Genomic DNA, 23,293 nt, shown 5'->3' with positions numbered 1-23,293 from the left:
CCTCCGTCCGAATCCGGGTCGAGGCGAGCTTAACCGGGCGACCGCCCTGGGCGAGCCTCGCCCGCGACAGGGGTTTTCACCAGGGAGACGCCACCCCGCAACGTGGGGGCAATGCTGTTTCGAAAGGTGAACCGCTGTCGTCCGCAGGGGTGAAAGCAGCGTTAAATTGGGGCGTCCAATGACCCCCGAAAGGAGTCACCCATGATCAAGAAGATGGTTTTCAGCAGTGCGTTGGCAATCGCGGCCCTGGTGCCGATGACTTCCCGGGCGGCCGATGTCGGCGTGTCGGTCAGCATCGGCGAGCCGGGCTTCTATGGCCAGATCGACATCGGCAACGTCCGCCCGCAGGTGGTGTACGAGCGGCCGGTGCTGGTCGAGCGCGTCCCGGCGCCACAGCCCGCCGTCTACCTGCTGGTGCCCCCGGGCCACCAGAAGAACTGGGCGCGTCATTGCGCGCGCTACAACGCCTGCGGCCGCCCGGTGTACTTCGTTCGCGACACCTGGTATCGCGACGTCTACGCGCCGCAATATCGTCGCGAACACACCGAGTACCGCTGGCGCCCGGACGGCCGCCGCGACTGGCGCGACGACCACGGTCATGGCCGTGGCCATGACCGCGACCATGACCGCGGCCCGGACCGGGACAATGGTCGGGGCCCCGACCGGGATCACGGACGCGGTCCCGATCGCGACCGCGATGACCACGACCGCGGCCGTCGCTGATCCCCTGTCCCGATGACAAGACCCCGGCTTGCCGGGGTTTTTCATTTTCGGCGTTCACAATGCGGCCCGCACCCATCGAGGTGGCCGTTCCCGGCATTGGCGCCGCGGCTCGAGCCGCCCTTTCAGGAAGGACCAATGACCGAACGATTCAAGCCCAGCGTCACCGTCGCCGCCGTGATCGAACAGGAGGGCCGTTACCTGCTGGTCGAGGAACTCACCCGCGACGGACTGCTGCTGAACAACCCCGCCGGCCACCTGGAGCAGGCGGAATCGGCGATCGACGCCGTCGTGCGCGAAGTCCTCGAGGAAACCGCCCGGCCGTTCACGCCGGACGCCTTCCTCGGCGTCTACATGTCGCGCTTCCTGCGGCCCGACCGCAACGACGATGTCACCTATGTCCGGCTCGCCTTCACCGGCCGGGTCGGGGAACAGATCCCGGGCCGCCCGTTCGACGAGCCCATCCAGCGCACGCTGTGGCTGACGCTGGACGAGATCCGCGCCAGCCAGGACCGCCACCGCAGCCCGCTGATCCTGCAGTGCATCGAGGATCACGCCGCCGGTCGCCGCCTGCCGATCGAGGCGGTGAGCGGCCACCCGTCGCTCTACGCGCCCCGGGCCTGGCCGCACTGAGCGGCCCCGGAACGCCGACAGGCCCCGGAGGGCCTGTCGTCACGCGCGGTCGGAGCGATCGGCGCCGGCTTCAGAGCGTCATCGCGGCGCTGATGGCCTGCTGGCTGTGGCGGGGTTCGCGCCGGCAGGCTTCCAGCTCGTTGACCGCGCAGCGCGCCAGCGTCGTCAGCGACTCGCGCTGCCGGTCCCGCAGGCGGCGCGGCAGCCGGTCCATCACGCACAGGCTGCCGACCACCTCGCCGGTCGACAGCGACAGCGGCACCGACGCATAGAAGCGCACGTAGGGCGCGCCCTGGACCAGCGGGTGATCGAGGAATCGCTGGTCATGCCAGGTGTCCGGCACTTCCTGCAGGCTGCCGTGGTGCATCACGTGCGTGCACAGGCCCCGGGCCCGCGGCATCAGCCGCAGGTGAAGGCCCGAGGTGCCGATCAGCCGCAACTGGTCGCCGTCGACCAGGCCCACGGCCGCCATGGCGCCGCCGCTGATGTCGCAGGCCAGATCGGCCAGTTCGTCGAAGGCGACGTGCACCCGCGACTGCAGGTCCAGCCCGTCCACGGCGGCCTGGCGTTCGTCCTCGTCGACCGGCAGCGGCGCGCGCCAGCCTCGCAGCATCGCCAGCGCCTCGTCGGTCTGGCGGCCCTTGTCGAAGAAGCCCGAGATGCCGTGCTCCGCGCAGGCCCGCCGCATCTCCTCGTAGTAGCTGTGGGTCATCACGATCACCCGCGCGCCGACGCCCAGTTGCCGGATCGCCCGCAGCACCCGCAGCCCGCTGCCCGGCTGCAAGGCCAGGTCCATCAGCACCACGTCCGGCTGCGCCCGGGCGATCACCTCGATGGCGGAGCGCTCGCACCCGGCCTCTCCCACCACGTGGATCTGGCGCTCCCGTGCCAGCAGCGCCTGCCATTGCGCCCGTGCCGTGATGGATCCATCGACGATGACGATGTTCATGACCTTGTGCTCCCTGTTTCATCCAGTTTCTTCCCGCCCCGCGTGGCGGTGGAGCCGGCGTTGCCGCGAGCCCCTGTCAGCGTTGGCGCAATCCCTTGTCAGCCATCCCTGACACGCGAATCGGGGGTCGCCCCTCGTGGCGAGGACTGCGTCACGGATCGGAGACCACCGCGCCTCGGGGCTCGGGTCAACCCCGCGGGGGACGGGTGATGTCCACCTTTGGGACAATGCCGCCCCATGAATCCCAAGAAGCAACGCGTCGTCGTCGGGCTGTCCGGCGGCGTTGATTCCGCCGTGACGGCCTGGCTGCTGAAGCAGGCGGGCCACGAGGTCGTCGGCATCTTCATGAAGAACTGGGAAGACGACGACGACAGCGAGTACTGCTCCTCCAACATCGACTTCGTCGACGCGGCCGCCGTCGCGGACGTCATCGGCATCGAGATCGAGCACGTCAACTTCGCCGCCGAGTACAAGGACCGCGTCTTCGCCGAGTTCCTGCGCGAGTACCAGGCCGGCCGCACGCCCAACCCGGACGTGCTGTGCAACGCCGAGATCAAGTTCAAGGCCTTCCTCGACCACGCGATGCGCCTGGGCGCGGAGAAGATCGCCACCGGCCACTACGCCCGGGTGCGCGAGGTCGACGGCCGCGTGCAACTGCTCAAGGGGCTCGATCCGTTGAAGGACCAGAGCTATTTCCTGCACCGGCTCAACCAGGCGCAGCTGCGCAAGACGATGTTCCCGGTCGGCGACCTGCCCAAGACCGAGGTGCGCCGCATCGCCGAGGAGATCGGCCTGCCGAACGCGAAGAAGAAGGACTCGACCGGCATCTGCTTCATCGGCGAGCGCCCGTTCCGCGAGTTCCTCAACCGCTATCTCTCCCAGAAGCCCGGTCCGATCAAGGACGACCGCGGCCGCAAGGTGGGCGAGCACGTCGGCCTGTCGTTCTACACGCTGGGCCAGCGTCAGGGACTGGGCATCGGCGGCATCAAGGAGAAGGGCGCCCCGCGCGGCGGCGGCGAGCACGCGCCGTGGTTCGTCGCCCGCAAGGATCTGGCGACCAACACGCTGGTCGTCGTCCAGGGCCACGATCACCCGCTGCTGCAGAGCCGCGGCCTGGTCGCGCAGGACCTGAGCTGGACCGACGAGGCGCCGGCCTTCGGCGGCTTCGGCGCCAAGACCCGCTACCGGCAGGCCGACGCCGCCTGCGCGATGACGCCGGGTGAACCGGGTGGTCCGGCTGAAGGCAGCATCCGGCTCGACTTCCCGCAGGCGCAATGGGCGGTCACGCCGGGCCAGAGCGCCGTGCTCTATGACGGCGACGTCTGCCTGGGCGGCGGCGTGATCGCGGAAGCGATCGCGTAGGCCTCCGCAACTCATCCAGCGATTCGGGGCACTCGTCGCATGGGCGGAACCGCCCCGCGGGTGTCCCATGACAATGCGCACCTTCCCTGCCGGACGTCGCCTGTGGCACGCTGGCGGCTTGTCGCTCCGTGTCTGCTTCGTCTGGATCGCCCTGTGGATCGCCCCCTCGATCGTCTCCTCGCCCGCATCGCCCAGCCCGCCTTCGTGCTGCGCATCGCCGCCCTGGCGATCTGCCTGCTGGAGCTGGGCTCGGCGATCTGGGGCCTGATGGGCAACCAGACGGAGCCGTACGACGGCGTCCTGGCCAGCCTCTACCGCCGCACCGGCGGCACCACGCACGACGCGCCCTTCGTCCTGACCTGCCTGGCGCTGGTCATGGTGTTCGCCTGGCACTTCTGGCGCCTGGCGCGCCAGCAACACCTGGACCTGCCGCCGCGCAACGCGCTCTCCCGCGTGGTGCTGCTCAACCTGCTGGCGCTGCTGGTGACGCCGGGGCTCCCCTTCCTGGTCACGGTGCTGGCGGCGCTGCTGCTCAACGTGCGGCGCGCCTTCAATTTCGCGCTGGCGCAGGTCGTCATCAACGTCGCGCTGTACTGGCTGCTGCCCAGCGAGGCGCAGCGGCTGGAACAGATCCAGCCCGACATGCCCTGGTGGCTGAACAGCGTGGGCTTGTCGATGTCGATGGTGGCGCTGCACGGCATGGCCTTCGGGCTGGGGCGGCTGGCCGCGGCTGAAGGCGAACGCCGGCGCTGGTTCCAGGCGATGCTGGCCGAGAAGGAATCCGGCGAGCGCCTGCAGATCGAGCAGCTGCGTTATGCCGAGCGCCTGCACATGGCGCGCGAGCTGCACGACGTGATGGGCCACCACCTGACCGCGCTCAACCTGCACCTGCAGCTCAGCGAAGCGCTGCTCAAGCGCCACGACGAGCCGGGCGCGGCGCAGGCGGTGGAGAAGGCCAGGCTCGGCGCGGCGGGCTTGCTGGCGGAAGTCCGCGCCGCCGTGTCGCGCGAGCGCGAAAGCCAGCGCATCAACCTCGAGGCGGCGCTGCGCACGCTGGCGGACGGCATCGCCAGCACGCAGATCGAGCTGGCGCTGGACCCGGTCGCGCAGGACCTGACCCCGCGCTGCGCGCACGCGCTGCTGCGCTGCGTGCAGGAGGCGGTGACCAACGCGGTGCGCCATGCCGGCGCGACGCATGTGCGGGTGACGCTGGAAGCGGTGGAGTCGGCCGCGCCGGTCGCACCGGTCAGGGCCGGCGAGACGGCCTTCGTCGGCGGTCATCCTGGCCCGGCCGCCTTGCTGTCCGCGGGATCACAGGTGCGCGTGCGGGTTGACGACAATGGCCGGGGCACGCGCAAGCTGCGCGAGGGCAACGGTCTGAAGGGCATGCAGGAGCGCATGGCCGAACTGGGCGGGACGATGCAGGTGCTGCGGCATCACCCCGGATTCCTGATCGAACTGAACTGCCCGCGGCGCGCCTGAAGCGGGCCGGCGCCATCCAGGGAAGGAGACGACATGAGCGAGAACACGATCAAGCTGCTGCTGGTGGAAGATCAGCAACTGGTGCGCGAGGGCCTGAAGGGCCTGCTGGCGCTGCACGACGACATCCGCCTGATCGGCGAGGCGTCCGACGGGGCGGAGGCGCTGGAGCTGCTGGCGCGCGAACAGCCCGACGTGATCCTGTCGGACATGCGCATGCCGCGGCTGGACGGGATCGGGTTGATCCGCGCGCTGGCGGCGCGGGCGCTGAAGATCCCGGTGGTGCTGCTGACGACCTTCGACGACACGGCCGCCTTCGACGAGGCGGTGCGGGCGGGGGCGCGGGGCTTCCTGCTGAAGGCGATCAGCCCGGACACGCTGGTGCAGGCGCTGCGCGACGTGGTCGGCGGATCGACCGCGCTGCGGCCGCTGCTGACCGAGCGCATGGAGCGCGCGCCGGTCGAGCGCGCCTTCGCCGCGACGCCCGAGCCCGAGACGCTCAGCCCCAAGGAGCTTCAGGTGCTGCGTCTGGTGGCCAGCGGCCGCAGCAACACCGAGATCGCCGCGCTGCTGGGCAACAGCGAGGGCGTGATCAAGAACCACTGCTCGGCAGTGTTCGCGAAGATGGGCGTGAGAGACCGCACCCAGGCGGTCCTCAGAGCCATCGACCTCGGTTGGATTTGAATCCGGCTCCGTCTCTCGGGGCGTCGCGAGCGGACGTCAGGCGAGGCGGGCGGAGCGGAGGAACCGGAACGTACTTCCTGTACGTGAGGATTCCGAGCATCCGACCAACGACGCATGACGTTCGCGCAGCAGCCCCCGCTCTCAGATCCAGAGGTCGTAGTCTTGGAGGGCGCGGATGCGGCGCTCCACCGACAGGAAGCGGGCCGCGCCCACTTCGCCGATCGCCTTGACGACGCGCGGGTGGTACTTCTTGTAGAGCTTCTGCTCGGCGTCGACGTAACCGAGGTAGCCGCGCGAGAAGTACTTCGACTGCGCATTGGTCGGCTTGTCGCCGATCTGCACGTACTCCACCGACATGCGGGTGAACTGGCGGTTCAGCGCGGCGAGTTCGCGCTCGTAAGCCTCATAGACCGGCACGAACTTCTTGGTCTGGGCCTCGTCCAGGGCCAGCGCCTTCAGGACGACGCCCTTGCGGTCGGCACGGACGGCGTCGCGCAGCGACTGGGCCTGCGCGGTGTCGGGCACCGGCGCCGGATCGGCGAAGGCCGGCAGCGCGGCGGTCAAGGACAGGCATAGCGCGGACAGCGCGGCGAACTTCTTCATCTCTCTTCCCTCGTCATGCGTCGGACTTCGACTGCGCGGCCGATTCTAGGGAGCGGGTTTTGCCCTGACCCTTCGGGACTTCACGGGGAGACAGGCGCGCGCACCTGCCGCCAGCGCTCGAGCCAGCCCGCGTGTCGCGCATCGGCCACGCGCAGGACCAGCTCAGTGCCCGCACCGGGCACGCTGTGCACGGTAAAGCTCGCATCCATGAGCCGCGCCCGCTCGCGCATCCCGCACATGCCGTAACGCACGCCTCGCGCCTGGCGCGACTCCCAGTCCGGCGCCAGGCCGATGCCGTTGTCGCGCACGGTCAGCAGCACCACGTCGGCCCGGTAGTCGAGCGCCAGCGTCACTTCGGTCGCCCGGGCGTGGCGATCGGCATTGGTCAGGCCTTCGCGCGCGATCAGCAGCAGCTCGTCCTCCACCGGCGCCGGCAGTGCGCGCGGCGTTCCGCTCACCCGGATCCGGAACTGGCCTGGCGGGCGGATCAGATCCTGCCCGGCGCGCGCCAGACCGTCGGCCAGGGCACGGCCATCACGCCTGCCATCGCCATCGCCATCGCCGCCCCCATGACCGCCGCCGCCGTGGCGATCGGCGCCGTCATCGCTCCCACCGTCATCGCGGTCATCGCGGTCACGACCTCGCCGCTCCTGCCGCTCGGCGGCATCCTCGTCGTCGATGCGCTGCCGCAGCTGTCCGACGCGATCGCGGCCCTCCGCGAGCAGCGCCTCCGCGCGGGTCAGATCGCGTTCCATCTTGTGGCGCAACGCCGCGTCGGCAACGCGCCGCACGCTCGCATCCAGGCCCAGCAACAAGCCTTGGAAACCCTGCAACAGGGTGTCGTGCAGGTCACGGGCGATGCGTTCCCGCTCGCGGTGGCGGTCGGCCAGGCGCAGACGCAGCCGGGCCTGCAGCGACCGGACGCGCAGCCGGTAGCCGCCCCAGACGGCCACGATCAGCGCCAGCGCCACCGCCCAGCGGAAGGCCGGCTGCTGATGGAGCATCGGCGCGATGCGGAAGGCCAGCACCGTCGGCTGGCGGCTCCAGAGGCCGTCCGGATTCGAGGCGAGCACCTCGAAGCGGTAGTCGCCGGGACCGAGGTTGGCGTAGGTCGCCTCGCGCTGCGTGCCGGCGTCGCGCCAGTCGGCGTCGACGCCGACCAGCCGGAAGCGGTAGCGGACCTGCTCGGCCTTGCTCAGCACGCGCGCGGCGTAGCGCAAGGTCAGCGCGTTGGTTCCCCTGGGCAGCTGCTGGCCCTGCGCGGCCGGATAGTTCTGCCCGCCGGCCATCAGCGCCTGCACGTCGACACGGACCTCGCGCGAGCTGCGCGGCGTCCGCGCAGGATCGAGCCAGACCACGCCGAGGTTGGTCACGAACCACAACCGGCCGCGGGCGTCGCGCACGGCGGTGGGCGTCGCCGAGGCCTGCCGCGCGATGCCCGGCAGCCCGTCGGCGGCGTCGAGCAACTGGTAGCTCAGCGGATGGGCGGACTCGTCGAACAGCGACGGCACCTCCGCCGCGGCCAGCCGCACCAGCCCGCGCGCGCCGTTGAGCCAGAGGTCGCCGTCCAGGGACTCGACGACGCCGGACACCCGCGCGAAGGCGGGATCGCGGGCGAGCGTGATCGTGGCGAAGCCGCCGTTCCTGCCCAGGGCCACGCCGTTCTCGCCGGCGACGACCAGCCCGTGGCGGGTGTTGATCATCGTGTGGATGCGGCCGGTCCGCAGCCCTTGCTCCGGACCGAAGCGCAGGCGTCGGCCGCGGTCGTCGATGCCGGTGAGCACGCCGTCGTGTCCGAACCAGACCGCACCGTCCGCATCGACCGCCAAGGCCGCCGGCGGAGCGCCGTCCAGTTCCGCGTCCTTCACCCGTTCGACGCCGGCGCGGGTCGCGTGGAACACGCCGACGTCCTGCAGCGACAGCCACAGCCCGCCGGTGGGATCGGCCGCCATGGCATTCGCGGCCGCCATCGCGCCGGAGGGCAGCGACAGGTCCCAGCGGTCCCAGCGCCCGCCGGGCAGCGAGCGCCAGAGGGTCTCGTTGTCCCACAGCCAGAGGGCGCCGTCGGTGGCGCGGATCGCCTGCGTGGCCGGCCGCCGCGACAAGGGTCGGGGATCGACGCCGTTGTCGCGCACCGGGCCGCCGGGCGGGTCGACGCGCCAGCTGGCGGAGGAACTCGACAGCAGCACGCCGCTGCCGTCCGGCTGCACGCTGAAGCCGGTGGCGGCCGCGTCTTCCAGGCGCGTGACGCGCTGGATGCGGTGCTGGCGCAGGCTGCTCACGCCGACGTTGGTGCCGACCCAGATCTCGCCGTCATCGCTCTCCAGCAAGGGCACGGTGATCGACGATCCCAGCCCGTCCGCCACGGTGAACCAGCGTCCGCGCGTCCAGTCGAGCTGCTCGCCCGCCAGCAGCCGCGCCGTGGCCGCGGCATCGGTCCGGAACACGCCGCGGCCATTCACCGTGACCCACAGCCCGCCGTCGCTGGCGAACAGCATCTGCTTGACCAGCGTGACCGGCTGGCCGTCGCGTGAGGACACCACGCTGGGGGAAAAGGGCGCCGCGGCGAGATCGTCGGCCCGCAGCGGTCCCGGCGCCGGCGCCGTGCCCGGCAGCGCCGTCCACGCACGCCACGAGCCCGGCAGTCCGAGCGGCCGCACGCCGCCGCGCCCGTCCGCCAGCCAGAGCCGGTCCTGGACGTCCTGCGTCATCACGGCGGAGCGCCCCGTCCGCACGCCGGTGAACTCGAAACGCTCGGCGCCGGCGGCCAGGCGGTAGAGCCGCTCGCCGGAGCTGACCCAGAGCGTGCCTTGCCGATCGCGGAACAGGTATTCGGCGGCGGGCTCCGGATAGCCCTCCTGCTCGCCGATGCGGGACCAGCGCCGGCCGTCGAAACGCGCGAGCCCCTTGCCCGTCGCGGCCCACAGCGCGCCCGACGCCCGCACCAGGCGCAGCACGCGGCCGCCCGGCAGTCCCTGGGCCGCGCCGTGACGCACGACCTGACCCTCGCGCGCGCCGGACCCTTCACGCAGTTGCAGCACGCCGCCTTCGAAGAGGCCCAGCCACAGCGTGCCGTCGTCGTCGACCAGCAGCGCGTTGATGTTGACCGCCGGCAGCGACGGATCGCCGGGCCGGTAGCGCTCGAAACGCAGGCCGTCGAAGCGGTACAGGCCCATGCCGGTGCCGAGCCAGAGCTCGCCCTCGCGCCCGCCGCCCATCGTCCAGACGTCCGGCGGCGCGCCTTCGCGGACGCTCCACGAGCGGTGGGAGAAATCGGCCAGGCCGCCCTCGGCCGCGCGCACCGGCGCATGGTCCGCGCCGACGAGGCTCGCCGCCGCCAGGATCAGTCCCGCCCACCACCTCGCCACACGCGTCCTCCCTGTTCCGATGCCGGTCCGGCACCGACTGTGACCCTGTGCGCCGCCCGGGGTCAAGCGCGCGCTGGACCGTTCATGCGGCCGGCAGCGGACGGAGCCCGTACAGGCCGTGAGCCGCCCCGCGCACGGCGACGCGCACCGGATGCGGGAAGGGGTCGTCGATCAGCGGCTCGTCGTCGAGCAGCCCGCGGCGCAGCGCCTCGGTGGCCGCCTGCGTGCGGCTGCGCGCGCCAAGCTTCTGCAGCAGCGTCTTCACATGCGTCTTGACCGTGCCGGCCGCGACGCCCAGCCGCAGGCCGATGGACTTGTTGTCCAGGCCGAGGCACAGCATGCGCAGCACGTCGCGCTCACGCGGGGTGAGGTCGTCGCCGAGCCAGCCTTCGGCGACCGCGGCGGCCGCGGTGCGGCAGAGGTGGCGACGGCCGGCCGCGACCGCGCGCGCGGCGTCGCGCAATTCCTCCAGCGCGCAGGCGGCATGCACGTAGCCGAGCACCCCTGCGGCCATGGCCTGGCGGACCCGGCCGCCGTGCACCACGGGACTGACAACGAGCCAATGCGGCCCGGGCAGTCCGGCGCCGGCATGACGCCCGAGTGCGCCGGCTCCGCCGACCGGGGCCCGGCGTGGCTCGCCGGCCAGCGCCTGCAGCGCGCCGTCGTGGTCGGCGACGACGAGCCGGATCGGCTCGGCGCGGCCGGACGGTCCGGCGGCGAGTGTCGGCAGCACGCCGGACTCGGCGATCAGGCCGGCGTCATCCTTCGCGTCATGGGCGCGGAAGAACGGCGACAACGCGGCGGCGATGCCGGCGCGCAGCAGCGGATTGCGGTGGAGGACGATCGCGTCGAGGACGGCATCCGGGACGGCATGAAGGCGCTCGATCAGGGACATGGACGGCTCCCAGGGCGTTGAAGGGCGGTGATGGCGAAGGCGGACCGGAGGAGGGCCGCTGGGAGACGCTGAAAGCGCTCTCTCGAAGGACTGCGCCGATCATCGGAAGCGATGCTGCACTGCGATAGCCCCGGTCGAGTCGACAACGCCTACCCGAAAGGGTATCGGCCCCCTGGAACGGGGACGGTGGCGAGGGGGCGCCCCTATGATCGCCGCCATGGTGCCCGCGTCCGATCCCATCCGAGTCCTGACGGTCGACGACCACCCGCTGATGCGGGAGGGCATCGCCGCGGTGCTGGGCGAGCAGCCGGACATGACGCCGGTGGGCGAGGCGGACAACGGCTGGCAGGGCCTGCAGGCCTTCGAGCGGCTGCGTCCCGACGTCACGCTGATGGACATCCAGATGCCGGGCATGGACGGGCTGGAGGCGCTGGCGCGGCTGCGGGCGCTGAGCCCGGCGGCGCGCGTCATCGTGCTGACGACCTTCAAGTCGGACGGCCAGGCCTGGCAGGCGCTGAAGCTGGGCGCCAGCGGCTACCTGCTCAAGACGCAGCTGCGCACCGAGCTGCTGGACGCGATCCGCGCCGTGCACCGCGGCAACCGCTGGATCCCCAACGAGGTGGCGCAGGAGATCGCCGCCCACGCCGGCCAGGAGCAGCTCTCCGGCCGCGAGATCGACGTGCTGGAGCACATCGCGCAGGGCCGGAGCAACCGGGAGATCGGCGGCCTGCTCTCGCTGTCCGAGGACACCATCAAGGCGCGGGTCAAGACCATCCTGTCCAAGCTCGACGCGCGCGACCGCACGCATGCCGTCGTGCTCGCGCTCAAGCGCGGTCTGTTGCGTCTGTAATCCGTCCGGGCCCCGACTGCAACGGGGCGTCACGCCGGCCTGCCTCCGACGGGAGAGCATCGGGTGCGCCATCGGCGGCTGGTTCCACCGGGGAGCCGTTCCTACGATGGTGGCATTCCCCGGAGACCCTCGATGACCACTCCCTCGATCCCCACGGATCCCACCCGCCGCGACGTGCTCGCGCTGGGCGGCCAGTTCGCGCTCGCCGCGGCACTGCCGCTCGCGCTGGCCGACGGCGCCGCGGCCGCGACCCCGGCGGCCTCTTCCTCTTCTTCATCCGATCACACCCTGCCAGGAGCCCCCATGAGCTACGTCACCACCAAGGACGGTACCCAGATCTTCTCAGAGGACTGGGGCAGCGGCCAACCGGTCGTCTTCTCGCACGGCTGGCCGCTGAGCAGCGATGCCTGGGAAGACCAGATGCTGTTCCTCGGCCAGAACGGCTTCCGCGTCATCGCGCACGACCGCCGCGGCCACGGCCGCTCCAGCCAGAGCTGGAACGGCAACGACATGGACACCTACGCCGACGACCTGGCCGCGGTGCTCGACAAGCTGGACGTCAAGAACGCGGTGCTGGTCGGCCACTCGACCGGCGGCGGCGAAGTCACCCGCTACGTGGGCCGCCACGGCACGAAGCGCGTGGCCAAGGTCGTGCTGGTCGGCGCCGTGCCGCCGACGATGATGAAGTCCGCCGCGTATCCGAACGGCCTGCCCAAGGAGGTCTTCGACGGCATCCGCGCCGGCGTCCAGAAGGACCGCTCGCAGTTCTACAAGGACCTGACCACGCCGTTCTTCGGCGCCAACCGCCCCGGCGCCGTCGTGTCGCAAGGCGCGCGCGACAGCTTCTGGCTGCAGGGCATGCAGGGCTCGCTGAAGTCGCAGTACGACTGCATCAAGCAGTTCTCGGAAACCGACTTCACCGAAGACCTCAAGAAGATCACCGTGCCCACGCTGATCATCCACGGCGACGACGACCAGATCGTGCCGATCGGCAACGCCGGCGAGCTGTCGGTGAAGCTCGCGCCCAAGGCCACGCTGAAGGTCTACAAGGGCGGCGCCCACGGCCTGGCGGTCACCGCCAAGGACCAGCTCAACGCCGACCTGCTGGCCTTCGCCAAGTCCTGATCGTCCCGGGTCGATCGCCCGCCCGCTCGCCGGCCCCCGCGCCGACGGGCATCGATCGGCCCCTCATTCCCCGAAGGAGATTCCCATGACCCCGACCGCCAAGGCCGCCCCCGGCGCCAAGTTGCTGAACCCGAAGGACCACACGCTGGTCCTGATCGACTTCCAATCGCAGATGGCCTTCGCCACGCATTCGATCTCCGCCAACGAGCTGCGCACGAACGCGTCGCTGGTGGCGCAGGCGGCGGCCGGTTTCGGCGTGTCGACGATCCTGACCACGGTCGCCGAGAAGAGCTTCTCCGGCCCGATGTTCGAGGAGATCACCGCGCCCTTCCCCGGCCAGAAGCTGCTGGACCGCACCTCGATGAACACCTGGGAGGACGCGGCGGTGATCGAGGAGATCAACCGCATCGGCAAGCCGCGCATCGTGCTGGCCGGCCTGTGGACCAGCGTGTGCATCGTGGGTCCGGCGCTGTCGGCGATCGACCAGGGCTTCGAGGTCTACGTGATCACCGACGCCTGCGGCGACGTCTCGGCCGAGGCGCATGAGCGCGCGGTCGAACGCATGGTGCAGGCCGGCGCGCAGCCGATGACGTCGCTGCAGTACCTGCTGGAGCTGCAGCGCGACTGGGCGCGCGGCGAGACCTACGACCTGACCACCGGCATCGCGCGCAAGGTCGGCGGCTCGTACGGCATCGGCATCAACTACGCCAAGACGATGTTCAACGCCCACGAGGGCTGATGGCCCTCGTTCCCGCGGAAAGGCGGCCCTCATGAATGCATATGTTTTGTCGGCCGCCGTGGGGCTGCTCGTCGGGGTGATCTACGGCGTGCTCAACGTGCGATCGCCGGCGCCGCCGGTGATCGCGCTGGTGGGCCTGCTGGGCATCCTCGCCGGCGAGCAGATCCCGCCGCTGGTGCGGCAATGGCTGCAGCGCGATACGCACCAGGCCAGCTGGATCGAGCAGAAGGTGCGCCCGCACATGTTCGGGCAGATGCCCGGGTGCGATCAGGCGAAGGCACAGGCCGGGACCCCGGCCAAGGCGGAGACCCATGATGTCTGAGACAGGATCCACCTCCTCATCGACGGCCGCTTCGGCGGCTTCTTCCGCTGCGGCGGCCTTGGCCCGACCTGGTGCTGTTCAACGGCCGCTTCACGACGCTGGACCGCGCGCGGCCGCGCGCCGCGGCGGTCGCGATCAAGGACGGCCGCTTCCAGAGCGTCGGCGCCAACCAGGAGATCCTGGCGCTCGCGGGCCCCGCGACGCGCCGCATCGACCTGAAGGGCCGCGGCGTGCTGCCGGGCCTGATCGACAACCACCTGCACATCATCCGCGGCGGGCTCAACTTCAACATGGAGCTGCGCTGGGACGGCGTGCGCAGCCTGGCCGACGCGATGGCGATGCTCAAGGCGCAGGTCGACATCACGCCCGCGCCGCAGTGGGTGCGCGTGGTGGGCGGCTTCACCGAGCACCAGTTCGCCGAGAAGCGGCTGCCGACGATCGACGAGCTGAACGCCGTCGCGCCGGACACGCCGGTCTTCCTGCTGCACCTCTACGACCGCGCGTTGCTGAACGGCGCCGCGTTGCGGGCCGTCGGCTACACGCGCGAGACGCCCGAGCCTCCGGGCGGCCAGATCCTGCGCGACGCCGCCGGGAATCCCACTGGCCTGCTGCTGGCCAAGCCGAATGCATCGATCCTCTACGCGACGCTGGCCAAGGGGCCGAAGCTGCCGCCCGAGTACCAGCTCAACAGCACGCGCCACTTCATGCGCGAGCTCAACCGGCTCGGCGTCACCGGCGCCATCGATGCCGGCGGCGGTTTCCAGAACTATCCCGAGGATTACCAGATCATCCAGAAGCTGTCCGACGCCGGACAGCTGACGATCCGGCTGGCCTACAACCTCTTCACCCAGAAGGCGGGCCAGGAGAAGGAGGACTTCCTCCATTGGGCGCAGTCGGTCACCTACAAGCAGGGGGACGACTACTTCCGCCACAACGGCGCGGGCGAGATGCTGGTGTTCTCCGCCGCCGACTTCGAGGACTTCCGCCAGCCGCGGCCGGACATGCCCGACCAGATGGAAGGCGAGCTCGAGGAGGTGGTGCGCATCCTGGTCCAGAACCGCTGGCCGTGGCGCATGCATGCGACCTACGACGAGACGATCTCGCGCGCGCTCGATGTCTTCGAGAAGGTTCATCGCGACACGCCGATCAACGGGCTGAACTGGTTCTTCGACCATGCGGAGACGATCTCGACGCGCTCGATGGACCGGATCGCGGCGATGGGCGGCGGCGTGGCGGTGCAGCACCGCATGGCCTACCAGGGCGAGTACTTCGTCGAGCGCTACGGCGCCCGCGCCGCCGAGGCGACGCCGCCGGTGGCCGAGATGCTGCGCCGGGGCATGAAGGTCTCGGCGGGGACGGACGCGACGCGGGTGGCCTCGTACAACCCGTGGGTGTCGCTGTCGTGGATGGTGACGGGACGCACCGTCGGCGGGCTGCAGATCACTCCGCAGCGCAACTGCCTGGACCGCGAGGCGGCGCTGCGCATGTGGACGGAGAACGTCACCTGGTTCTCGAACGAGCAGGGCAACAAGGGTCAGATCGCGGCGGGCCAGCTCGCCGACCTGGTCGTGCCGGACCGCGACTTCTTCGGCTGCCCGGAATCGGACATCGCGGACACGAGCGCGCTGCTGACGATGGTCGGCGGCAAGGTCGTGTGGGGCGCGGGCGAGTTCGCGGAGCTCGACGACTCGGCACCGCCGCCGGCGATGCCGGACTGGTCGCCGGTGCGGCGCTTCGGCGGCTACGGCGCTTGGGGTTCGGAAGGCAAGCCGCTGCAGGCGGCGATGCAACGCGTCGCCTGCTGCGATACGGCGTGCGGCGTCCACGGGCATGCGCATGCGAACGCGTGGGCGTCGGAAATTCCGGCGTCGGACCTGCGCGGTTTCTGGGGCGCGCTGGGTTGCGCGTGCTGGGCGGTGTGAAGAGCGACGTGCAGGGAGCGCCGTGTAATGGGCGCTTTGATGGGCGCTGTGATGGGCGCTGTGTGATGGGCGACGCGTGATGAAAGCAGTGTGATGAGCGAGTTCCGAACCTTGAAGACCTTGCCCCCGCGGCGCCGCGGTGGGTCGAGAGGATCCTGCAATGGCCCACCTTCGGGCTCCTGCTTCGGGTGGGGTTGGCCTCGGCCTACCTCATCGGCGGGATCGACAAGGCGATGGACTTCCCCGGCGCGGTCGCGGAGCAGGCGCACTTCGGCCTGCAGCCGGCGGCGCTGTGGGCGGTGCTGGCGATCGCGGTGGAGCTGGTCGGCGCGGTGCTGCTGATCGTCAACCGCCAGGTGTGGCTGGCGGCCGGCGCGCTGGGCGTGTTGACGCTGGTGGCGATGCTCGTCGCCAACAACTTCTGGGACCTGAGCGGTCAGGCGCGCTTCATGGCGAAGAACGCGTTCTTCGAGCACCTCGGCCTGATCTGCGCGCTGGCGATGGCGGCGAGGATCGCCGTGCTCGAGCGCAAGGGGGCGGCATGACCGGCGCGAAGAAGCTGCTGCTGGCAAGCCTCGCGCTGGGCTTCATCGGCGGGTACGTGGACACGGTGGGTTTCGTGGCGTTGTTCGGCCTGTTCACGGCGCATGTGACGGGCAACTTCGTGCTGATCGGCGCGGAGCTGAGCCGCGCGAGCGCCAACAGCGTGCTGCTGAAGCTGCTGGTGTTCCCGACCTTCATCGCGGCGGTGGCGCTTGCGCGGCTGGTGGCACTGCGCTGCGAGCGGACGAAGACGGTGGCGAGCCGGCCGCTGCTGGTGATGCAGACGGTGCTGCTGCTGGTGGCGTTGGTCTGCAGCGTGCCGGCGGGCGCGGTGCTCGCGCCGGATGCGCCATGGGCGATGGCGACGGGGCTGTTCATGACGGCCGCGATGGCCGTGCAGAACGCGGCGGGACGGCTGGCATGGCCGGCGCTGACGCCGACGACGGTGATGACCGGCAACGTCACGCAGGTGGTGATCGACAGCGTCGACCTGCTGCGCGGCGCGGCGGGCCCGGAGGTGCGGGACCGGTTGAAGCGGTTCATCTGGCCGGTGCTGGCGTTCGCGGTCGGCGCGCTGTCCGGAGCGTTCGCGTATGCAGGGTGGAAGTTCTGGGTCCCTGCTATTACCGCTGGTGATGCTCGTCGGTCTGGTCGTGATGGATGTGAGGACGGATCACAAGGGGTGATCGCGTCAGAATGGGTCATTCCCTTTCGACGAGAACACCATGAGCAGAGACCAGGCCCTCACCCAGGCCGCCCAGCAACTGGGCTATGACTTCGACGGCGAGATCAAGGCCGGCGGCAACTACCAGCCGCTGATCCGCGACGGCAACGTCGTCTACGTGAGCGGCCAGGTGCCGCGCGTGAAGGACACCGTCGTGGTCACGGGCCGCGTCGGAGCCGAGGTGGACCTGGCCCGCGCGCAACTCGCCGCGAAGATCTGCACGATGCGCGCGCTCGTGCTGCTGCAGCGCTCGCTCGGATCGCTGGACGCGGTGAAGCAGATCCTGCGCCTCAACGTGTTCACGCAGGGTGCCGAGCACTTCACCCAGCTCAGCGAAGTGGCCGACGGCGCGTCGGAGCTGCTGGTGCAGATCCTCGGCCCGGCGGGCACGCATGCGCGGACATCGGTCGGTGTCTACGCGCTGCCGAAGAATGCGAGCGTGGAGCTGGATCTGACGGTCGCCGTCCAGCCCTGACGGGCGGAGGACGACGGGCGCCTCCCACCCGTCGCATCGTCGCGTTGCTGATCGGCATTTGCGGGAGACGCCGCGCCGACGTAGGTTTGTCCCGTGCACGAACGGATGGAAAGTGCACGCCCGTTACAGCCGCCTCGACGACCTGACATCCGTCATCTTCGTTGGCGACGGGCAGGAGGCGTCGGCTCAGTCGCGGTCGAGCGAGCGGGGTTCGCGGCGGCCTGCGACGGGACACGGGCCATGACGATGCGCCTCGTCAAGATCGCGTGAGCCGGATCGCTTCAGTGCGAACGCCTGAGGTCCGTCCAGGGTTTCCACTGCACGAGCCCGCGAAAGGTCATCGCTAGCATGGCCTCGCGACAGGCGCCAAGCGCCGTCGCCGTCCGACACCAGACTACACGCGGACAAGCCCAGGGGAGGGCTCCACCACGACAGGAAAGAAGCGACGCTGCCTTCGCAGGCCGCCGCATGTCCGATCGCGGCGTGAGCACGCTCTCCTGACTGATCCGCGGCCATGTGTCCCGATGGGCCGTCGCTGGGCCACTCAACAAGGGAGCTTCTCTGTCATGAATCGAACTCTGTCCCGACTGGGCGTCATCGCCGCGCTGGCCCTCGGCGGACTGACCTCGTTGTCCGCGTTCGCCAGCACCAATGTCTACAGCGGCACGCTGGTCCTGCCCGATGGCCGCAACACGCGCTTCGACCAGGCTCAGGCCGGCAGCGTCTACCGGCCGATCGTCGATGCCCAGACCGCGGTGATGTCCAAGATCAAGTCGGCCATCCAGCCCAAGATCAAGGAGGCACTGCAGTCGGTCAATGGCGCCGTCGCCAACAGCGCGGCCTCGACCGTCAGCGGACCGGTCTACCTGCAGTTGAAGAACGGCGTCGCTTCCTTCTGGGGTCTGCAGGCCACCGGATCGGTCCGCGTGCAGCAGTCCAAGCTCGGCGTCACGGTGAGCTGCCAGGTCCAGGCCACGATCAGTTCGTCGACGCGCGTCAACGGCACGATCGACCCGTACACCGGCGTGTTCACCTTCGCCAATGTCGAGAACTTCTCGGTGACGCCGTCGTACACCTGCGACACCAGCCTGGACTGGATCCCGTTCGTCAACATCGTGGTGGATGCCGTCGTCGACCACTACGTCGACCAGGCCATCGCCGACGGCGTCCGCGCGGCCTACAACGCGCTGGGCGAGGTCAGCAAGCTGGCGCCGGTTCAGCTGATGGGGTTGGACACCTTGCCCAACAACCTGTTCGTCGTGAACGGCTCGGACCTGTGGCCGAGCTTCAAGTCGGACCTGGCCAACGCGTTCTGGTCCATCGACCTGACGATGACCATCGGTGATCCGAAGCACTACATCCACGGTCCGACCGGGTACGCGCATACGGCGACCTCGAACGACCCGGTGTTCTCGCTGAACTTCAACGGCTACAACTTCGCGCTGTGGGACAACCGGACCTACATCAACGAGGTCTTCTGCCCCAACACGCCGGTGCAGCCGTACTGCTACTTCTTCTGATGTAGCGAGGGGTGCCTCACGGCGCCCCTGCGGCGCTCCGGCACGCGGCCCGACTTTCAGTCCGACCGGTGGAGACCCCGGGCAAAAAAATGGCCCGCGGCTTTGAGCGACGGGCCAGATGCCAAAGGAGCCTGCGCTCCATGGCGATCAGAACGGAATATCGTCATCCATGTCGTCGAAGCCGGTCGCGGCCTTCGGCGCGGGGGCCGGGGCGCGAGGGGCTGCGGCGCGGGGAGCCGGCGCGCGCGGCGCGTCGAAGTCGCCGCTGTCGCGACCGCTGCCGCCGCCACCCTGGCCACCGCCTTGACCGCCGCCGCGCTGCTCGCGGCTGTAGCCGCCACCACCGCCACCGCCCATCTCATCGCCGCCGTCACGGCCGCCCAGCAGTTGCATCTGCTCGGCAATGATCTCGGTGGTGTAGTTGTCCTTGCCTTCCTTGTCCTGCCACTTGCGGGTCTTCAGGCGGCCTTCGACGTAGACCGGGCGGCCCTTCTTCAGGTACTCGCCGGCGATCTCGGCCAGGCGGTCGTAGAACACCACACGGTGCCATTCGGTCTCTTCCTGGCGCTCGCCGCCTTCGCGGCTCTTCCAGTTGCGCGTCGTCGCGATGCTCACGTTGCACACCGCGCTGCCGCTCGGCGTGTAGCGCAGTTCGGGATCACGGCCCAGGTTGCCGAGGATGATGACTTTGTTGACCGAGGCCATGGTGGTTGCCTTCGCTTGCGTATGGTTGGGGTGTTCTGAAAAGGATGCTTTTGCGCCGCCAATCGCCCGGAACAGGCGTTTCGGGTTGCATTGAGCTGTTTCGGACCGGTTCGGCTTCCCGAAACGCGGCGCAGGGGTCGGATTATGCCGCCTGCCCTTTCCCAGGACACTTCCAAGCAAACACCAATCCGATGGCATCTCCAAGTCGCTGAACGACCTGGATCGGGAGCCCGCGGCTCAGTCCAGCCGCCGCCTCGACTGCTTGTGCGCGGACATCGCCGCGTCACCCACGCTGAAGGCCAACTCGTAGCCCCGCTGCGCGCGCAGATTGAGCGCGCCGACCTGCGCCCGCACCCGCTCCAGCGCCGGGGCCATCTGCTCGGTGGCCGTGCCGCTGAGCAGCGCCACGAACTCGTCCCCGCCGGTGCGGGCCACCACGTCCGACGCCCGCAGGCAGAAGCGCAGGATGTCCGCGAAGGACTTCAGCGCCCAGTCGCCCTCCGCGTGGCCGTATCGATCGTTGACGTGCTTGAAGTGATCCAGATCGAAGTACAGCATCGTCGCCGGCCACTGCTGGCGTCGGCAGAGCGCCAGCACGTGGCCCGCCTGCGATTCGAAGCCACGCCGGTTCGCGAGACCCGTGAGTTCGTCGACCATCGCCATGTACATCGCCGCGAACTGCTGTTCGACCATGAAGGCCAGATCGCGCAGCGTCGCCTGGTCGTCCGCGTCGAAGCCGCGCGGCACGCGGTCGATCAGGCACAGCGTGCCGAGCCGGTGACCGCTCGGCGCACGCACCGGGCAGCCCGCGTAGAAGCGGATGTGCGGCGGGCCGGTCACCAGCGGGTTGTCGGCGAAGCGCGGATCCGCATGCGCGTCGGGGATCAGCAGGATGTCTTCCGACAGGATGGCGTGGCCGCAGAAGCTGAGGTCGCGCGGTGTTTCGCGCACGTCCAGGCCCTGCGCGGACTTGAACCATTGCCGGTCCGCGTCGATCAGGCTGACCAGCGCGATCGGCACCTGGAACAGCCGTCTGGCCATCCGCGTCAGGCGGTCGAAGCGTTCCTCGGGATCCGTGTCCAGCACCTGCAGCACGCGCAGCGTGGACAGGCGGGCGTTCTCGTCATCGGGCAACGGCGCAGCGATCATGGTCGACGTGTCTGCCTGTGCTGTGGAGGTTCGATGCCGCTCTGCGCCGACCGGGGCCCGGATCTCGGCCCGATCGGGATCGGGTCAACGGCGGACCCGTCGATGTGCGGGACAATCGAGAGCTCCATGAGTTCGTCCAGCCATCATCCCGTCCCGCTCGACATCCTGCAAGAGGTGTTCGGTTACAGCGCCTTTCGCGGCCAGCAGGCCTCGATCGTCGATCACGTGACCGCCGGCGGCGACGCGCTGGTCCTCATGCCCACCGGCGGCGGCAAGTCGCTCTGCTACCAGATCCCCGCGATCGCGCGCCAGCGCGCCGGCCATGGCGTCACCGTGGTCGTCAGTCCGCTGATCGCCCTGATGCACGACCAGGTCGGCGCCCTCGAGGAGGCCGGCGTCGAAGCCGCGTTCCTCAACTCCACGCAGACGTCCGAGGAAACGCAGCGCATCGAGCGCGAGATGCTCGCCGGCCGCATCACGCTGCTGTACGCCGCGCCGGAACGCGTCAACACGCCGCGCTTCATCGCGCAGATGCAGTCGCTGTACGAGCGCGGCCTGCTCAGCCTGTTCGCGATCGACGAGGCGCATTGCGTCAGCCAATGGGGCCACGACTTCCGCAGTGAATACCTGTCGCTGAGCCTGCTCCACGAGCGCTTCCCCGACATCCCGCGCATCGCGCTGACGGCCACCGCCGACGACATCACCCGCGCCGACATCATCGAGCGGCTGCAGCTCGAAGAGGCGCGGGTCTTCGTCGCGTCCTTCGACCGGCCCAACATCCGCTACCTGATCGTCGAGAAGGACAGCCCGCGCGAGCAGCTGCTGCGCTTCATCCAGGACGAGCACGAGGACGCGGCCGGCGTCGTCTACTGCCAGAGCCGCAAGAAGGTCGACGAGACCGCCGACTGGCTGCGGTCCAAGGGCATCAACGCGCTGCCGTACCACGCGGGCATGGAGCAGGACCAGCGCAAGCGCCACCAGGACCGCTTCCTGCGCGAGGACGGCATCGTGATGGTCGCGACCATCGCCTTCGGCATGGGCATCGACAAGCCCGACGTGCGCTTCGTCGCCCACCTGGACCTGCCCAAGAACATCGAGGGCTATTACCAGGAGACCGGCCGCGCCGGTCGCGACGGCGCGCCGGCCGAGGCATGGATGGCCTACGGCCTGGCGGACGTCGTCCAGCAGCGGCGCATGATCGACGAGAGCCCGTCCACCGACGAATTCAAGCAGGTGCAGCGCGGCAAGCTCGACGCGCTGCTCGCGCTGGCCGAGGCCATCGACTGCCGGCGAGTGCGGCTGCTGGCCTACTTCGGCGAAGACAGCCAGCCCTGCGGCAACTGCGACAACTGCCTGAACCCGCCCGCAACCTGGGATGCGACCGAGGCGGCGCGGATGGCGCTGTCGTGCATCTACCGCTTCCATCAGGTGACGGGATTCAGCTTCGGCTCCGGCCACCTGATCGACGTGCTGCGCGGCAAGGAGACCGACAAGGTCAAGCAGTACCGGCACCACGAGCTGAGCACCTGGAGCGTCGGCGCATCGCTCAGCGAGCAGCAGTGGCGCGCGGTGATCCGCCAGCTGATCGCGCTGGGCTACGCGGTGACGGAGGGCGAATACAACACGCTCTCCCTCGGCGGCGAGGCCAAGGCCGTGCTGCGCGGCGAAGTGCGGATGCTGCTGCGTCAGCCCGCCACGCCGACCAAGCGGAGCAAGTCCAGCCGCACGGGCGCATCGTCGGCCCGGCGCTCGGAAGCGGAGGCCGATCTGGACGCGGCGGCGCAGGGGCGCTTCGACGCGCTCAAGACCTGGCGCGCCGAGGTGGCACGCGAACACGGGTTGCCGGCCTACGTGATCTTCCAGAATGTCACGCTCGCGGAGCTCGCGCGCGTGCAACCGAAGTCCCTCGACGAGATGTCCGGCATCAGCGGCATCGGCGCGAAGAAGCTCGAGGCCTACGGCGACGCGCTGCTGCGCGTGCTGAGCGAGGACTGAGCGAGGACTGACCCCGCGGCCCCGTCGAGCCCTTCGTCGCGTCATGCGATCGTCATGCGATCGTCATGCGATCGTCATGCGATCGCCCTGATGAAAAGGAAAACGCCCGGCAATGCCGGGCGTTTTCGTTGGCGAGCGCTACAGCTGATCTGCCGCGGTCGCCGCTCTGACAGCGCAACCGCGGGAGCTCAGCAGAGCTGGGTGGTGCAACCGACCTGCGCGGCCGCGGCCAGTTGCCGGCCGTCGGCCGACGTGTCGCGGCGGCCGGTGATGTAGACCGTGGGCAGCTGCGTGCGCTTGGCGGTGATGACCACCGGATCCAGCGTGATGACGGCGGCGCGTTGCTCGCGCTGTTCCTGCACGTGGAGCAGGCTGAATGCGATCGCCAGCGTGGCGCCGATGCCGAAGGCGAAGGCCTTGAAGCTCGCGGCGCCGGTCATGCCGATGCGCGGGCTGCGGGTGGAGCGGGTCTTGGAAGTGGTGGTGCTCATGTCGATCTCCTTGAAGGGGTTGCGTGTGTCAGTGAAGTCA

At 69.9% G+C, this 23,293-nt stretch carries 22 protein-coding genes and 1 other RNA gene; 15 read left to right on the top strand and 8 right to left on the bottom strand.

Annotated features, from left to right (window positions below):
- Positions 1-201: 201 nt before the first annotated feature.
- Together ACFJIX_RS08870 and ACFJIX_RS08865 are read left to right on the top strand one after the other, a co-directional pair.
- Positions 202-723 carry a hypothetical protein gene (locus tag ACFJIX_RS08870; RefSeq protein ID WP_377159200.1) on the top strand — a complete coding sequence of 174 codons (522 nt, stop codon included), beginning with the start codon at positions 202-204 and terminating at the stop codon, positions 721-723.
- 135 nt (positions 724-858) lie between these two features.
- A complete protein-coding gene (locus tag ACFJIX_RS08865; RefSeq protein WP_377159198.1) occupies positions 859-1,353 on the top strand; it encodes an NUDIX hydrolase in 495 nt (164 codons plus the stop codon).
- 70 nt (positions 1,354-1,423) lie between these two features.
- Here the strand turns inward: ACFJIX_RS08865 and ACFJIX_RS08860 are convergent, their stop codons facing one another.
- Positions 1,424-2,302 (bottom strand): response regulator, encoded by an 879-nt coding sequence (locus ACFJIX_RS08860; RefSeq protein ID WP_377159196.1) that lies wholly within the window; start codon positions 2,300-2,302, stop codon positions 1,424-1,426.
- Positions 2,303-2,539: 237 nt separating this feature from the next.
- On the opposite strand from ACFJIX_RS08860, the gene mnmA reads away from it, so the two are divergent.
- From mnmA to ACFJIX_RS08845, 3 genes are all read left to right on the top strand, one after another.
- A complete protein-coding gene (gene mnmA, locus ACFJIX_RS08855; RefSeq protein WP_377159194.1) occupies positions 2,540-3,664 on the top strand; it encodes a tRNA 2-thiouridine(34) synthase MnmA in 1,125 nt (374 codons plus the stop codon).
- A gap of 153 nt (positions 3,665-3,817) precedes the next feature.
- Positions 3,818-5,146 carry a sensor histidine kinase gene (locus ACFJIX_RS08850; protein WP_377159192.1) on the top strand — a complete coding sequence of 443 codons (1,329 nt, stop codon included), beginning with the start codon at positions 3,818-3,820 and terminating at the stop codon, positions 5,144-5,146.
- 33 nt (positions 5,147-5,179) lie between these two features.
- Entirely contained in the window at positions 5,180-5,827 is a 648-nt protein-coding gene (locus ACFJIX_RS08845; protein ID WP_067280760.1) for a response regulator transcription factor, read from the top strand.
- Between the two features lie 10 nt (positions 5,828-5,837).
- On the opposite strand, the gene ACFJIX_RS08840 is transcribed toward ACFJIX_RS08845, so the two are convergent.
- From ACFJIX_RS08840 to ACFJIX_RS08825, 4 genes are all read right to left on the bottom strand, one after another.
- A non-coding RNA gene (locus tag ACFJIX_RS08840) (sX9 sRNA) lies at positions 5,838-5,912 on the bottom strand.
- Positions 5,913-5,968: 56 nt separating this feature from the next.
- A complete protein-coding gene (locus tag ACFJIX_RS08835) occupies positions 5,969-6,430 on the bottom strand; it encodes a hypothetical protein (RefSeq protein ID WP_377159191.1) in 462 nt (153 codons plus the stop codon).
- 80 nt (positions 6,431-6,510) lie between these two features.
- On the bottom strand, positions 6,511-9,798 hold the full coding sequence (locus ACFJIX_RS08830; protein WP_377159190.1) for a two-component regulator propeller domain-containing protein: 3,288 nt from the start codon (positions 9,796-9,798) through the stop codon (positions 6,511-6,513).
- Between the two features lie 82 nt (positions 9,799-9,880).
- Complete coding sequence (locus ACFJIX_RS08825; protein ID WP_377159189.1) at positions 9,881-10,693, bottom strand: LuxR C-terminal-related transcriptional regulator; 813 nt, start codon at positions 10,691-10,693, stop codon at positions 9,881-9,883.
- Between the two features lie 217 nt (positions 10,694-10,910).
- On the opposite strand from ACFJIX_RS08825, the gene ACFJIX_RS08820 reads away from it, so the two are divergent.
- From ACFJIX_RS08820 to ACFJIX_RS08780, 9 genes are all read left to right on the top strand, one after another.
- On the top strand, positions 10,911-11,543 hold the full coding sequence (locus ACFJIX_RS08820) for a response regulator (RefSeq protein ID WP_377159188.1): 633 nt from the start codon (positions 10,911-10,913) through the stop codon (positions 11,541-11,543).
- 132 nt (positions 11,544-11,675) lie between these two features.
- Positions 11,676-12,668, top strand: a complete 993-nt coding sequence (locus tag ACFJIX_RS08815) for an alpha/beta fold hydrolase (RefSeq protein WP_377159187.1) — start codon at positions 11,676-11,678, stop codon at positions 12,666-12,668.
- A gap of 85 nt (positions 12,669-12,753) precedes the next feature.
- Positions 12,754-13,407 carry a hydrolase gene (locus tag ACFJIX_RS08810; protein WP_377159186.1) on the top strand — a complete coding sequence of 218 codons (654 nt, stop codon included), beginning with the start codon at positions 12,754-12,756 and terminating at the stop codon, positions 13,405-13,407.
- A 31-nt stretch (positions 13,408-13,438) separates the two neighbouring features.
- Positions 13,439-13,729 carry a XapX domain-containing protein gene (locus ACFJIX_RS08805; protein ID WP_377159185.1) on the top strand — a complete coding sequence of 97 codons (291 nt, stop codon included), beginning with the start codon at positions 13,439-13,441 and terminating at the stop codon, positions 13,727-13,729.
- Positions 13,730-13,800: 71 nt separating this feature from the next.
- Positions 13,801-15,651, top strand: coding sequence for an amidohydrolase (locus ACFJIX_RS08800; RefSeq protein ID WP_377159184.1), 1,851 nt, complete (start codon positions 13,801-13,803; stop codon positions 15,649-15,651).
- Between the two features lie 152 nt (positions 15,652-15,803).
- Entirely contained in the window at positions 15,804-16,196 is a 393-nt protein-coding gene (locus tag ACFJIX_RS08795; protein ID WP_377161690.1) for a DoxX family protein, read from the top strand.
- A complete protein-coding gene (locus ACFJIX_RS08790; protein WP_377159183.1) occupies positions 16,193-16,969 on the top strand; it encodes a YoaK family protein in 777 nt (258 codons plus the stop codon). The genes ACFJIX_RS08795 and ACFJIX_RS08790 overlap by 4 nt, the downstream gene beginning before the upstream one ends.
- Positions 16,920-17,393: a RidA family protein gene (locus ACFJIX_RS08785; protein ID WP_377159182.1), complete on the top strand. Its 474-nt coding sequence runs from the start codon at positions 16,920-16,922 to the stop codon at positions 17,391-17,393. Before ACFJIX_RS08790 ends, ACFJIX_RS08785 begins: the two co-directional genes overlap by 50 nt.
- Before the next feature lie 566 nt (positions 17,394-17,959).
- The gene (locus ACFJIX_RS08780; protein WP_377159181.1) at positions 17,960-18,913 is read left to right on the top strand and encodes a hypothetical protein; all 954 of its coding nucleotides are present in this window, start codon (positions 17,960-17,962) and stop codon (positions 18,911-18,913) included.
- Positions 18,914-19,060: 147 nt separating this feature from the next.
- On the opposite strand, the gene ACFJIX_RS08775 is transcribed toward ACFJIX_RS08780, so the two are convergent.
- Positions 19,061-19,618: a single-stranded DNA-binding protein gene (locus tag ACFJIX_RS08775; protein WP_088408626.1), complete on the bottom strand. Its 558-nt coding sequence runs from the start codon at positions 19,616-19,618 to the stop codon at positions 19,061-19,063.
- Between the two features lie 237 nt (positions 19,619-19,855).
- Positions 19,856-20,767, bottom strand: coding sequence for a diguanylate cyclase (locus ACFJIX_RS08770; protein WP_377159180.1), 912 nt, complete (start codon positions 20,765-20,767; stop codon positions 19,856-19,858).
- 126 nt (positions 20,768-20,893) lie between these two features.
- On the opposite strand from ACFJIX_RS08770, the gene recQ reads away from it, so the two are divergent.
- On the top strand, positions 20,894-22,762 hold the full coding sequence (gene recQ / locus ACFJIX_RS08765) for a DNA helicase RecQ (RefSeq protein ID WP_377159179.1): 1,869 nt from the start codon (positions 20,894-20,896) through the stop codon (positions 22,760-22,762).
- A gap of 188 nt (positions 22,763-22,950) precedes the next feature.
- Here recQ and ACFJIX_RS08760 read toward each other — a convergent pair whose 3' ends face one another.
- Entirely contained in the window at positions 22,951-23,253 is a 303-nt protein-coding gene (locus ACFJIX_RS08760; protein ID WP_377159178.1) for a hypothetical protein, read from the bottom strand.
- Between the last annotated feature and the right edge of the window lie 40 nt (positions 23,254-23,293).

Source organism: Roseateles sp. UC29_93 (assembly GCF_042695725.1).
GTDB classification, from domain to species: domain Bacteria; phylum Pseudomonadota; class Gammaproteobacteria; order Burkholderiales; family Burkholderiaceae_C; genus Roseateles; species Roseateles noduli_A.
This window is presented reverse-complemented; position numbering and strand designations above follow the sequence as displayed.